The 12,570-nt window shown below is 58.6% G+C and carries 11 protein-coding genes; 6 read left to right on the top strand and 5 right to left on the bottom strand.

From position 1 onward, the window contains the following. Nucleotides 1–44 precede the first annotated feature (44 nt). Nucleotides 45–350 (bottom strand): helix-turn-helix transcriptional regulator, encoded by a 306-nt coding sequence (locus SM753_RS14630; protein WP_138798746.1) that lies wholly within the window; start codon nucleotides 348–350, stop codon nucleotides 45–47. A gap of 192 nt (nucleotides 351–542) precedes the next feature. Here SM753_RS14630 and SM753_RS14625 point away from each other — a divergent pair, with 192 nt between their 5' ends. From SM753_RS14625 to SM753_RS14600, 6 genes are all read left to right on the top strand, one after another. Next, nucleotides 543–755: a hypothetical protein gene (locus SM753_RS14625; RefSeq protein ID WP_135536014.1), complete on the top strand. Its 213-nt coding sequence runs from the start codon at nucleotides 543–545 to the stop codon at nucleotides 753–755. A 453-nt stretch (nucleotides 756–1,208) separates the two neighbouring features. Further along, nucleotides 1,209–2,588 carry an ATP-binding protein gene (locus SM753_RS14620; protein WP_323192165.1) on the top strand — a complete coding sequence of 460 codons (1,380 nt, stop codon included), beginning with the start codon at nucleotides 1,209–1,211 and terminating at the stop codon, nucleotides 2,586–2,588. A 568-nt stretch (nucleotides 2,589–3,156) separates the two neighbouring features. Then, a complete protein-coding gene (locus tag SM753_RS14615) occupies nucleotides 3,157–4,470 on the top strand; it encodes an MFS transporter (RefSeq protein WP_323192164.1) in 1,314 nt (437 codons plus the stop codon). Between the two features lie 154 nt (nucleotides 4,471–4,624). Further along, complete coding sequence (locus SM753_RS14610) at nucleotides 4,625–5,077, top strand: helix-turn-helix domain-containing protein (RefSeq protein WP_323192163.1); 453 nt, start codon at nucleotides 4,625–4,627, stop codon at nucleotides 5,075–5,077. Next, nucleotides 5,074–5,352, top strand: coding sequence for a hypothetical protein (locus tag SM753_RS14605; protein ID WP_135536018.1), 279 nt, complete (start codon nucleotides 5,074–5,076; stop codon nucleotides 5,350–5,352). The genes SM753_RS14610 and SM753_RS14605 overlap by 4 nt, the downstream gene beginning before the upstream one ends. A gap of 276 nt (nucleotides 5,353–5,628) precedes the next feature. Next, nucleotides 5,629–8,205, top strand: a complete 2,577-nt coding sequence (locus SM753_RS14600; RefSeq protein WP_323192162.1) for an MMPL family transporter — start codon at nucleotides 5,629–5,631, stop codon at nucleotides 8,203–8,205. Nucleotides 8,206–8,541: 336 nt separating this feature from the next. On the opposite strand, the gene SM753_RS14595 is transcribed toward SM753_RS14600, so the two are convergent. The 4 genes from SM753_RS14595 to SM753_RS14580 all read right to left on the bottom strand — a co-directional run bounded on the left by SM753_RS14595 (nucleotide 8,542) and on the right by SM753_RS14580 (nucleotide 12,466). Continuing rightward, a complete protein-coding gene (locus tag SM753_RS14595; RefSeq protein ID WP_323192161.1) occupies nucleotides 8,542–9,318 on the bottom strand; it encodes an alpha/beta hydrolase in 777 nt (258 codons plus the stop codon). Between the two features lie 430 nt (nucleotides 9,319–9,748). Continuing rightward, nucleotides 9,749–10,402 (bottom strand): lactate utilization protein, encoded by a 654-nt coding sequence (locus tag SM753_RS14590; RefSeq protein ID WP_323192160.1) that lies wholly within the window; start codon nucleotides 10,400–10,402, stop codon nucleotides 9,749–9,751. 329 nt (nucleotides 10,403–10,731) lie between these two features. Next, nucleotides 10,732–10,956: a hypothetical protein gene (locus SM753_RS14585; protein WP_323192159.1), complete on the bottom strand. Its 225-nt coding sequence runs from the start codon at nucleotides 10,954–10,956 to the stop codon at nucleotides 10,732–10,734. 145 nt (nucleotides 10,957–11,101) lie between these two features. After that, complete coding sequence (locus SM753_RS14580; protein WP_323192158.1) at nucleotides 11,102–12,466, bottom strand: MFS transporter; 1,365 nt, start codon at nucleotides 12,464–12,466, stop codon at nucleotides 11,102–11,104. Nucleotides 12,467–12,570: the final 104 nt, after the last annotated feature.

Genomic DNA, 12,570 nt, shown 5'->3' with positions numbered 1-12,570 from the left:
GATACTGGACTTTCAGGGCGACTATCGTAACCCCGTTGTCCGCACTACTCGGAGACGACGGCGTCCGTGTATTCCTCCTCGGAGAGGTACTGTCGCTCCCATTTCTGTCGGTCCTCGATCTCCCGCCGGCCGCGGTTCGTCAACTGGTACTCGTTCGTCCGCCGGTCTTTTTCACTCTTGTTGACCAGTCCTTTCTCCACTATCGTGTCGAGATTCGGATACAGTCGTCCGTGATGAACCTCTTTTTCGTAGTAATCTTCCATCTCCTCTTTGATAGCGAGTCCGTGCGGTTCGTCCAGTCCTGCGACCGTGTACAGCAGATCGCGTTGGAACCCGGTTAGATCGTACATAGTATTTGCACTCCGATATTATGATAACAACATGTCCGTACTTAATTACTTGGGATAAAAACGCTATCTCACTGCCGCTGGGCGGTTCGGACCCGGTAGGGGTTCGAACGCTCATCTAATTGAAACTGCAGTACGGAGTATACCGCAAAGATTGGGTCTACTATCTATGGTGTTTCACGTTGAGGAACACCTATGGAAACGGAGAAAGTGACTATCGACCTTCGAAACTCCGAGATACAGGACTTCGAACTCGAACGGGAGAGCGAAGGGGCGCGACAGGTCCGGTTCTTGGTAAAAGGGGTCGTCCGAGAGATAGACGAACAGAAGATCGAAGACGCCCTGCTCTCTAACGTGACCAAGCCTATCTCGGTTTCACTGGTGATAGAGCGACCGGAAGACAGGTAGATGTCCGCCTGTTAGCAGCGGAAATCACCGGGTTCGGCGACCCGAATCACCGTTCTCGGAGTTACGGCGACTGTCCCGGAGACGGAAGCGATCCTCAACACGGTGACTCGGCGTATTGCATCAGGTAAGTCTCGTTCCGATACTCGACGTACGTGTCCTTTCCGTAGCCGATCTTCTCTTTGACTGTGCCTATCGATGCCATTGCTTCGTTCTGATCTCGGCTAGCCGGGCATCGGGATGGTTCTGGTCGTCACTCTTGACAGTTTCCTCCATGCCTGCTTCGTATTCATCACTCGCCTCCGAGAGTACGGTACAGATGTGCCGAGAGTCGGTTAATCTTCCTCTTTGGGTTTCACCACTGACGCGGACGGCATAGGGATAATTAGGGTATTCAAAAATACCCTATTCTGAATTACCCAACGATTATACCGAGGCGGAGTGACGTGAGAGACAATGACCGAATTCATCGACAGGGAGGCGGAACTCGAAGCGCTCCGATCGCGGTACGACGGGGACGAGCCGTCACTGATCGCGGTCTGGGGACGGCGGCGGGTCGGAAAGACGGAACTGGTCGAACAGTCGATCCGCGGGCGCGACGACGTCGTCCACTATCAGGCGACGGAGACGACCAGACAGGTGCAACTCGCCGACTTCGTCGACGAGGCCAGAGATGTCTTTCCGGGCGTCGAGCGAATTCGCCGCGAGTGGGAGGACCTCCTCGGATACCTCGGGGAACGAGACGCCGTGGTCGTACTGGACGAGTTCCCGTTCCTGATCGAAGGCGACGAGAGTTTACCCTCGGTCGTGCAGCGCCTGTGGGACCACGAGTTCGACGATACAGCCGTCACGCTGGTCGTGATCGGCTCCTCGATCAGCATGATGAAAGAGACAGTGATGTCGGGTGGAAGCCCGCTCCACGGTCGGTTCGATATGCGACTCCAGTTGCAGGAGTTAGGGTTCGACGCCGCGATGGAGTTTTTCCCCGCTTACGACCCGAAAGAACGGGTGCTCGCGTGGGGTGTGTTCGGCGGGACGCCGCACTACCTGCAGGCGGTCGACGACGACCAACCGCTGCGACACACCATCCACGACGCCGTTCTGTCCAGACGGGGATTCCTCCACGACGAACCTGAGTACGTCCTTCGAACCGAGTTAGAGGAACCCAACCGGTATTTCGCGATATTGAAGGCGATCGCCGCCGGCAAGGAGTCGTCCAACGAGATCGCACAGGCCGCCGGCGTGGACTCCGACCAGATCAGCAATTATCTGAAGAACCTGCAGGACCTGGAGATCGTCCGTCGCGCGGTGCCCGTGACGGAGAACCCGGCGAAATCCCGTCGCGGACAGTACAAACTGAAAGACGCGCTGTTTAGGTTCTGGTTTCGGTTCGTCTACGGGCAGGGCGACAAGTACGACCGCGCGGGTGACGACGCCTACGAGGAACTGATCGCGCCGCAACTCCCCAACTTCGTCAGTCCGAAGTTCGAGGAACTGTGCCGGACGGCGACGTATGACCTGTACGACGAATACACGTTCGACCGCGTCGGACGTTGGTGGTATCAGGAACGAGAGGTCGACGTTGTCGGTCTCACCACGGACTCGACGATGGTCGTCGGCGAGTGCAAATTCACGGGCAGTCCAATGGGGTACGACGTGTTGAGTGACCTAGAGGACGATGTCGAGGCGATCCGCTGGTCGCCGCGCGGAAACGACATCGACCACGAGTACTGTCTGTTCTCGCGGAGCGGGTTCCGCCAGAGCCTGCTGGAGGCGGCCGCTGACAGGGATGATCTCCAACTATTCTCGATCGAGGACGTGTTAGAGGTGTTCTGAGAACCCGCCCCGAAAACTGCGGCCGCTCGTTGCGTAGCGGTTGTCTCATCGGGGAGGTGTCTGTGATGGCCACATTGGAGAGCGTTCACGACCAACTCCCCGTTCGTTCTGGCGGGTACGTCTTGTTACTGAGTATCGGTGGCCGGCTACTCGCCTCATTTGACCGGGAGATATAAGTACTAAAACGATTCATATCCAGAGAGTAGCGGCATATGACCCACTGGCTCGACCTTCGGCCGGTTTTTGATCCCCACCCGCGCCCCGCCGCGCAATAGGTCGGATAGCAGCAGCACCCGGGTCGCTTCACTACGTGTTCCGTAGTCGCAACTCCTTCAGTAGAACACACGCACGCATATGCCGACACCTACCGAGTTCCTGGTCCTCCGTGGTCAGGACGACGCTGGAGACGCGATCGGTCTGCAGTCCGCTCCGACTCCAGTTGACGTACAGCCAGCGGTAACCACGTTCGACCACCCGATTGTCGCGCTCGACGGGAGACGGAGTGGCCGGACTCCTACACCGACCGGCGGGACGAGCACCCGACCAGACATTCACAGGGGTCACGAGGATGAGTGACCACGTCGAGTCAGCGCAGGCGGAGGACCGAAGCTATCCGTCGCTCCGGAAAAACCGGGATTTCCTGCGGCTCCTGTTCGGGCGACTGGTGACGAACGCCGGCGATAGTCTCTACGCCGTCGCAGCGATGTGGCTAGTGTACGACCTTACAGGATCGACTGTGTACACCGGCATCGCCGAGTCGCTGTTGCTCCTCCCGCTCGTGTTGCAGTTCCTCTCCGGGCCTCTCGTCGATCGGTGGCCCGTCATTCGCGCGCTCGTGTCGATACAGATCGTCCAGGCGATTGCGATCCTCTCGCTTCCCGTTGCGGCGTACACGGGACACCTTACGGTGGAACTTCTCCTGGTTACGATTCCGCCGCTCGCTCTGTTGAACCAGTTCGTCTATCCGGCACAGAGTGCAGTGCTCCCCCGGATCGTCTCCGACGACCAGTTGACACGTGCCAATTCAGCGTTCTCGTTCACCCTCAACGGGTTAGATATGCTGTTCGAGGCAGTCGGTGGGCTACTCATCGCCTTCATCGGGGCAGCATCGATCTTCGTGCTGGATTCGGTTACGTTCGTCGTTGCGGCGCTTTTGTTCGTCGGCGTCCGGGTTCCACCGACCGAAAACCAGGTCGAAGACGCCGGCGAAATCGACGTGTCCGGATATCTCTCCGACATGGCCGATGGCTTCAGATGTCTGCGCGGGACGGTGTTCGTCGAAATGACGCTCGCGACGATGGTCGTGAACTTCGGAACCGGGATGACGCTCGCAGTCCTGCCTAGCTTCGCAGACATCCGGGGCGGACCGGCCCTGTTCGGAGCGATGCTCGGAGCGCTTGGCGTCGGACGGGCACTGGGCGCCGCTATCGCGTCGAGACTGGAGACCGTGAAGTTCGGTCACGTAAAGGTCATCGGCTCTGCCGTCGGTTGCCTCCTCTGGCTCGGAGCAGTGTACGCTCCGTGGCCGTCTCTTGCCGTCGGACTGTTCACCCTCGCCTGGCTCCCTGCCGGGATATCTGCCGTGATGGGGGGAACGCTCGAACAGACGGTCACACCGGACCATCTGCTCGGTCGTGTCGCTTCACTCACCGGTAGCGCATCGACGCTCACGTTACCGATAGGTGCCTTGCTTGGCGGTGTGGTAGGGAGCGTGATCGGGACGCTGAACACGATGGCGGTAGCCGGGTTGCTGCTCGGGTTTGTGAGCCTCTTCTATGCAGCACGGCCGCGGTTACGTCGCCTTCCAGCGATGAACGATATCGACCCGGAAGAATTCGATATCAGTGTCGACTCCCCGACGGAATCAGAAAGTCACGACTGAGAGTAGGGGACGCAACGGCTACCGTATCGGCTATCCCGCTAGTCCAACGATCTGGGAACACCCGATACCCCTATACTCCCATAGTCACAAGACAAAGCTAACTGATAGAGTACCCGTCTCCGAATCGAGATGAATTGGAGAACGCGATATCCGAATGACTGAGGAATTCATCGACCCAAACCGGCTCTCGCTCATCCCGTCACGGTCGAACGCGACTCGGACAGCAACCGACATGGTTCAAGGTCCCTCGACGGATGACGCCGATCCGCCCGTTTCAGTAGTCCTCCAATCGCTCGAAGACAGTAAATGCAGAGCGATACTCACGACATTGACCGAGCCGAAATCCGCAACCACACTTTGCAACGAATGCGGGTTGCCGAGTTCGACAGTGTATCGCAAACTTGAGCGACTCCGTGAGGCCGCTCTCGTCAAAGAGTACACTGAAGTCCGCCGTGACGGACCGAACGCCACGTTGTACGAACGGGATTTCACGGATATCTCGATCAGCATCGACGACGACGAATTCACCGTCTCCGTCGAACGACCGGACGAGGATGCAGAGGACCGTATGGCGACGTTCTGGTCCGAGATGAAGAAAGAATCATGACTGACAGTATTATCATCCTACTCGGAATCGTCAAAATCGCCGCGTTAGTCCTCGGGGGTGTCGTCTCCCTATTAGCGTATCGAGCCTATCAACGAACGCAGATCGAGGGACTCCAGTACTTCGCAGTAGGTCTCATGGTCATCACTATCGGGACGTTTCTGGTCGGGATTCTCCACCACATCTTCGGCATTCCGAGTGTTCAAGGAATGCTCTTCGAGAGCCTCATCGCTTGTGGCGGCTTCCTCGTCATGATATACGGGCTCTACGGACAGTAGCCGCTGCTACTCGTTCGGTCAGAACTGCTCAGATAGCATCCCATACAGCCCACCTACGTCATCTGTTTCATTCAGAGTGGCCTGTTCAGTTGTCTAGTTACGAAACCGCTTCCAGCGGTCAGCCGAACTTTGCGGTTGTCCCACGTTGTGGGAGGCCTCCATCGTTCCTTATGAGGCACGCACGGAGAGTGTGACAATGAGCGAGTCGAATTCACCTGTCTGTCAGCCCACCTCGACGTCACAGATCACCCGAATACGAAGCGGTGTCGGTGAGCAATGAAACGGAGTTTCCCGTCCCGATACGCGGACGCGCTCATCTCGCGGAGCAAACCCATTATCGTCCTGTTGCTCGTCCTCACGGCGATCGTCGGCGCTGGCGCGGTGGTCGGCACCAGTGAAGACGGCGCAGGCGGTCAGGCGGGCATCGACTCAGAGGAACAGCTCGCACTCGAGGAGATCGAATCGACGTACGAAACGGACGATGCGGTGGTTACACAGATAGTCGTCAAAGCGGAAGGTGGAGATGTCCTCTCCCGCGAGTCACTTCTGCAGAGTCTCCGACTTCAGCAGGGGATACGGGAAACCGAAGCCATCAACACGACGCTCCGAACGGAGGCGGGGCTTCGCGGCCTTGAGAATATCGTGGCGACGAGGGCATACTTCGACGCCCAAACGACGGGGAACGGCTCACACGACACAGCTACCACCAGTCAGAACGGACAGCCACCAGCGCCGACACTCGATCAGCAGATCGAGGCGCTTGAGTCGCGCTCAGACGAGGAGGTTGATTCACTACTCGCGCGAGTACTCGATTCGAATTCGACCTCTCCTGACCGTGACCCGACTGCGTTCCTGCCGTCGGACTACGAACCCGGCGCAACGAGCGCCGACGCGAGACTTACACTCGTCTTTCAATCTAACGAACGCGGCGGTGCTAGCGAAACCCAGGAGGCGTACGATGCGCAAGTGGCTATCGCCTCCCTGGTAGACGAACGCTTCGACGGCGCGTTCGTCTTCGGACAGGGTATCATCGACGAGGCGTCCTCACAGGCTATCGGCGATAGCTTCCTCATCATCACCCCCGTTGCTCTCGTCCTCCTGCTTGCCGTCCTCAGTATCGCGTATCGCGACGTGGTCGACGTGCTTATCAGTCTGTTCGGGATCGGCGTGGTAATGGTGTGGCTCCAGGGTATCCAGGGCTGGCTCGGGATCCCGTCCAGTTCGATACTCATCGCCGTCCCGTTCCTGCTCATCGGACTGAGTATCGACTACTCGCTCCACGTCGTCATGCGCTACCGCGAGGCGCGAACAGGAGAACTCGACACCGATACCGAGTCCGATGGCCGACGGAACCCGGCCACTGCAATGCGGGTAGGAATCGCCGGTGTTGTCGTTGCGCTGGCCGCTGCTGCGTTCTCGACCGGCATTGGATTCTTCTCGAACTACGCTAGCCCACTCGGATCGATACGGGACTTCGCGCTCCTGAGTGCGGCCGGTATCGTCGCGATGTTCGTCGTCTTCGTAGCACTCGTTCCAGCCGTCAAACTCGAAGTCGAACGACTCCTCACTCGACTCGGGCGTGACCGCCAGCAGCCGGCGTTCGGGGTCGGTTCAGGGCCGATTCGCCGTGTGCTCTCTGGTACTGCGGCCCTCTCACGACGGGCACCGATCGCCGTTCTCGTCGTCTCACTGGTGGTGGCTTCTGCAGGTGCCTACGGTGCGACTGGCTTGGATACGGAGTTTAACCAGGCGGACTTCCTGCCGGAGGACGCTCCAGAGTGGATGGAGTCGCTTCCGGAACCGTTCGCGCCAGCCGAGTACGACGTTCGAGAGAACCTCGAGTACCTGAGCGACAACTTCCGTCAGCGCGGGCCGGGATCGGAGGCCCAGATACTGATCCGCGGGAACGTGACCGCGCCGGCACTGCTCACTGCGACCGACGATACCTCGCAGTATACAAGCCGGGATGGAACGATCGCCACGCAATCGGACGGCACGGCCGCCGTCGAGAGTCCGGCCACTGTCCTCCGGTCTGTCGCAGCCGAGAATCAGACCGTCGCCAACGCGATTAACGCGCGAGACTTGGATGGTGATGGCCTCCCGGACAAGGACGTCGCACAAGTCTACGATCTCGTGTACTCCGCCGCTCCCGGTCAGGCGTCAACAGTCCTCTATCGCACTGAGAACGGGTCGTATGCGACAGCCAGGTTGATCGTCGGTGTTCAGACCGACGCGACCGCCCAATCGATTGCCAGCGACGTGCGGCAGGTCGCGACAGGTATCGAAGCGAACGCACCGGTGACAACTGTTGCGACAGGTGGGCCGGTCATTACCGCTGTCGTCCAAAGTGCCCTGTTCGAGACGCTCGTCGAGGGGTTTGCCGTGACGCTGGGTGTCATCTTGACATTCCTTCTTGGCCTATACTGGTGGCGGTACCGAGCGCCAGGGCTCGCGGTCGTTGTACTTGTCCCCGTCCTCCTCGCGCTCGCGTGGTTGCTCGGCACCATGGCGCTACTCGACATCCCGTTCAACAGCGAGACCGTCGTCATCACCAGTTTGGCGATCGGACTCGGCGTCGACTACAGCATCCACCTCGGGGAACGATTTGTCGACGAGCGGAAGCGCCGAGCGTCGCTTGACGAGTCGCTTGTCGCTGCAGTTACTGGGACTGGCGGTGCGCTGCTCGGGAGTGCAGCGACGACGGCAGCGGGATTTGGCGTCCTCGCACTCGCACTCTCCCCCCCGCTTCACCGATTCGGCCTCGTGACTGGGTTGAGTATCATCTTTGCCTTCGTTAGCTGTGTCACGGTGTTACCATCTCTCCTCGTGGTTCGAGACCGATACCTCCGCTGAAAATAGTCTCGATAGAGGCAGAACGGTACCGGTGTTTCTTTCGCTACGTACCGCCTGAAGGCGTTTTCGTGTCCCAAGCCCACAGATCGGTTCGGCTACAGCCGGGGATCTCTGGGTACTCAAACGACGGCGAGACAGCATCTGAAAGGAAAGTTGGTTGAGCGGGTCCGAGGCCGAGAGGAGTTGCTGATCCCAGCTAGTGAATCACCGTTCGAGAAATCGAGTCTCCGGCAATTGTCGGTAATATCTCACGAAGCAGAACGGGTGTTGTGTATCTCTTTACATGGTGTTGTTTTCAGTCCGAGAAGAGCAGATCAGACGTTCAGTGTGTGCGTATCAGGACTCAACTCGATCTATGAAGTCCACAGTTTGATTCACAGTTCGCTCGAACCATGGCTCCTCGGTGAAAAAGAAGTGGTCACCTGGGGGTGTGTGCAGTTCGACATCCACACCAGCAATATTGAGGACGTCCCGGTACGCCCGCGTTTCGCGCATCGTGAGCCACTCGTCGTCTTCGGCGTGATACAGTAGCGTCGGCGGGTGCGCGGACGTGACGCGCTCTCGCGGTGACGCTTCACGGTATCGCTCAGGAACCTCTGTCGGTGACCCTCCGAGGAAGTCAGCCGTTTCACCGTCTTCCTCCGCGCCGAGACAGTCGTAGGGACCATCGAAGCCGATGAGTCTGTCAACCGTCGTCGCAGTGTCTTCGTATTCGTCATTGGGTGTCGGTCCGCTCCTCGCAGTTGCCGCAGTCAGGGCAGCGAGGTGGGCTCCAGCCGAATGCCCACAGAGGACGATTTGGTGGGGTGAGATTTCGAACGGCTGCTCAGACCGAACCCATCGGACTGCACTTTTGATGTCCTTTAACGCAGCCGGATACGTCGCTTCACCGGAAAGCCGATAGTCGATCGTTAATGCTGGAAAGGCCTGCTCGGCGAGAGCACGGCATCGGTCATCAAAGAACGACCGGTCACCACGGTTCCAGACGCCGCCATGGACGTGGATGATGACTGTCCGTCTCCAGTCGTCGGTAGACGGTAGAAACACGTTTGCAAAAAGGTCGCGTCCGGAAGTCTGTTTAAATACCACTTGTTTTGCAGTGACAGCATCCATGATATTCCCGTGATGCGGCTGCACTAAAAACATTCACACGACTAGGGATCGAGTAAAAGGGTGGGGAATTCTACTAAACCTCTGTGACGTTCAACTGACGATCTGTACTGGTCGATTCGGGAATCCCACTACGGGGTTTCAAGCCGAGCGTTCGCTCGACCCTACAGTTTAAAAAAGCGGAGCCGGCAATTCCCGTATCGAGGAACGGACGTATGGATACAGAAAGATCGACGGCGTGTTTTGGAAATTATAGTAGCGCTTGCAACTGTTTGTACAGCCGATCGTACGCAGTTGTGCGACCGAGTGTGTGATGACTTACAAGCGCTACTATCGCTATTCGTGTTGGGCCATCTCGCGGCCGTCTACGATACGAGATTTCCTATCGCAGTGCTAATTCGGTGGTCCGTCTCGGAGGTTACAGCGGGCCGTGTCAGTAACCCAACTGATCACGGACGAGGACGACGGTCGTCCGACCCTCTTCGAGTTCCTGCCGGAAGATCAGCTGTTTGGCGATAGCGCTCTCGACGCCGTAGGCGTCCTTTGCGCGCTCGTTCTCCAGCGGATAGGCGACCGATTCGAGTCGGTCCAGTGCAGCGTTTAGGTCGTCAACGATCTTATTCACGCCGCTGACGATGACGACGTTGCTAGCAGCAAAGGGATAGGCACCGATACGGCTCCCCGAGCGGTCGGCTGCAACCAGTTCACCGGTCCGTGCGATCGCGTTGATACCACCGAGGAAGTAATCGGCCGTCTGGGACTCACGGCGAGCGGTCTGTCGCTCGTCGTCGTCGTCGATGCTCCAGACCTGGTCCGGGAGGCTCTCCCACTCGTGGTCCCCCTCGCTCAGGTACTCGATGAACCCGACTTCCTCGAGAGTCGTCGAGTGGCCGTTCATGACGGAGGCAGCCGGCGGAATGTGCGACTGAATGGTTTCGAGGGCGGCCTCGGGGCTATCGACCACAACGACTTCGAAACCGTTGGCCTCGAGATTCGCTACCGTCTCGTCGATGGTGTCGTCGTCGGGAAGGTCGTCGAGCGATGCGTCGATTTCGGTCTCGTCTACGTAATCTGATTTCTGCGACATGGTGATTGGGGAACGGTTGTGTGCACCCATCGGTAGGGGTACGGGACGCATAAACGCTCGCTGACGCCGGTGTAATGAAGTAACACTGATGTTACCGACCGAGTCGACAAAACGGTTTTCGCGTGGGTCGACGGCCGACTGCTTCGAGCATACTGTGGTACGCATTCGGATGAATCGCCTCGGTTCGGTCGAACGAGGCAACCGTACGCATGGCTATCGCGTCCAACGACCTCCGACGAAACGTAAGCGCGTGACCTCGTGGCCGACGGCACCGTCGTTGGGGTATTGGGGACGTCGCGGTCACTGATGTCCTGCCACTGGATGAACGGCTATCCGGCGAGTTCAATGAACTCGAAGAGGAGGCCGGGGATGGTAACGAGGAGGAGTCCCCCAACGATGAGAATAACTGGTATAAAGAGGGAGAGGTCGGTGAACAGCCAGACACTGACTCCGCCGAGAATGGCGAGTACACCGATAATGCGGAGCACCAAGGTCATTACTCCTTCGAGTCCAAACTCTCCGAGGAGGTCCAAGACATCGAGTAGTTCGTCCATATATATTTACGTAGATACGTCTGGTTGTTAAAACATAATGTTCTTGGTACAGTGGGCGGTGATATCCCTCTCGAGGGAATCAAATCCCGACGATCCCACTCGCCGCGCCAAGTGATATCGAGAACGTCACTAGGGTCTCACTAGCTCATACATAAGCCTCGAACTCCTCGCCGAACAGCAGAAAATACCCGGTCCCGACGACACCGATCCCGGCTGCAATGGTGAACGCGATTTCTGGGCTCACGAACTCCCACAGATAGCCACCGAGTGCAGCACTCGGGATAACGATCGTGTTTCGAAGGAGGTAGTACGTTCCCGTGACGCGCCCGCCAGCCCCCTGCTCAGCGGGGCCGACGATCAGCGCCTTGTGAGAGGGGAGCCCTGCGAACCGAAGCCCCGAGAACGCGAAGATGAGTACCATCGCCCACTGGAGCGGTAGCACTGAACTGAGGACTTCTGGTCCGCCGATAAGGACAACAGGGAACAGCGCGTAAACGGCGAATCCCAACGCGACCACAGGCTTGAGACCGATCCGCTCGGCGACTTTCGCCGCTGGTGCCATCGAGATGAGGGCGATCAACATCTCGATGCCAAGCAGGTAGCCGAAAAACGCCTCCGGCGAGAGATCGATCGCATACGAGAAGCCAGCCAGCGAGACAGTCGTCTCGAAGCCCACTCGGTAAAACTGTGTGATCACCAGCACGAAGAAGACGTACACCATCCCGTTGGCGAACCGGACGAGCGTGTCGCCGACCAACAGCGGTCGGAGCGGGTCGGGCATATTCCGCAGATCGCGTCGGATCTGGTCGATCCCCTCGAAGGAGTCACCAATCGAGTCCTCACTGGCGTCGTAGAGGACGTGTTGAGCGACCGTCCCGATGATCCCGAAGACGACGGCGACGGCGAGGACGTACTGGAAGCTCACCGAGAAGTCTGGATGGAAGCCGATGAGGACGGCCGCAAGTACCGGCCCGATGAGGAACGCCGTCCGGCGAAACGTCTCGGTGCTCGCGAAGCCAGCGGCCAACCGCGAAGGGTCGGTCGCCTGCTTGACGACTGCGAACGTCGCCCCGAGTCCGAACGACTTCCACCCCTGCGCGAGCAACAGGCCGACGAAGATCCAGATCCAGGATGGGATCGTCACGCCTGCAACAGTGATCACCCCGAGGGACGGCGCGACCAACCAGACTCCGAACCCGAGTGTCGAAATCAATCCGAACAGGGTCAGTGCATAGCGCGAGCCGATCCGGTCCGAGATAGCGCCGCCCGGATACGGGAACACGGCCGAGATAATGTTACCGACAGTCCCGAAAAGGCCGACGACGAACCCCGAGGCTCCGAGCGCGACCATATACTCCGGAAGGAACCGGCTGGTCATCTGGAAACCGAGGCTGAACGCAAACATCGCCAGCGACAGTACCAGTACGTCCCGCTCTAGCGCGAAGAACTGCCGGAATGCGTCTAACGGCCCCGAATCATCCGTCTCAACCGTGACTTGGTCCTGACTCATGGTCGAAATAGTGGTGAACTCGGTCGTCTGATCTCGCTTCTGTACTTGATTAGTTGTGCTTGACTCATAGGTCGTGGGAGTACAATGCCATGTCGACCCCGCCG

Source organism: Halostella sp. PRR32 (assembly GCF_034808085.1).
In the GTDB taxonomy this organism is placed as follows: Archaea; Halobacteriota; Halobacteria; order Halobacteriales; family Natronoarchaeaceae; genus Halostella; species Halostella pelagica.
Note: the sequence above shows the minus strand (reverse complement) of the source record. Positions and strands in the feature narration are given on the sequence as shown.

Excerpts from the sequence above, each read along its gene's own strand:
- SM753_RS14595 (WP_323192161.1), bottom strand. The coding sequence starts at position 9,318 with ATGGATGCTGTCACTGCAAAACAAGTGGTATTTAAACAGACTTCCGGA.
- SM753_RS14605 (WP_135536018.1), top strand. The coding sequence starts at position 5,074 with ATGACTGACAGTATTATCATCCTACTCGGAATCGTCAAAATCGCCGCG.
- SM753_RS14615 (WP_323192164.1), top strand. The coding sequence starts at position 3,157 with ATGAGTGACCACGTCGAGTCAGCGCAGGCGGAGGACCGAAGCTATCCG.
- SM753_RS14585 (WP_323192159.1), bottom strand. The coding sequence starts at position 10,956 with ATGGACGAACTACTCGATGTCTTGGACCTCCTCGGAGAGTTTGGACTC.
- SM753_RS14600 (WP_323192162.1), top strand. The coding sequence starts at position 5,629 with ATGAAACGGAGTTTCCCGTCCCGATACGCGGACGCGCTCATCTCGCGG.
- SM753_RS14580 (WP_323192158.1), bottom strand. The coding sequence starts at position 12,466 with ATGAGTCAGGACCAAGTCACGGTTGAGACGGATGATTCGGGGCCGTTA.
- SM753_RS14610 (WP_323192163.1), top strand. The coding sequence starts at position 4,625 with ATGACTGAGGAATTCATCGACCCAAACCGGCTCTCGCTCATCCCGTCA.
- SM753_RS14590 (WP_323192160.1), bottom strand. The coding sequence starts at position 10,402 with ATGTCGCAGAAATCAGATTACGTAGACGAGACCGAAATCGACGCATCG.
- SM753_RS14625 (WP_135536014.1), top strand. The coding sequence starts at position 543 with ATGGAAACGGAGAAAGTGACTATCGACCTTCGAAACTCCGAGATACAG.
- SM753_RS14630 (WP_138798746.1), bottom strand. The coding sequence starts at position 350 with ATGTACGATCTAACCGGGTTCCAACGCGATCTGCTGTACACGGTCGCA.
- SM753_RS14620 (WP_323192165.1), top strand. The coding sequence starts at position 1,209 with ATGACCGAATTCATCGACAGGGAGGCGGAACTCGAAGCGCTCCGATCG.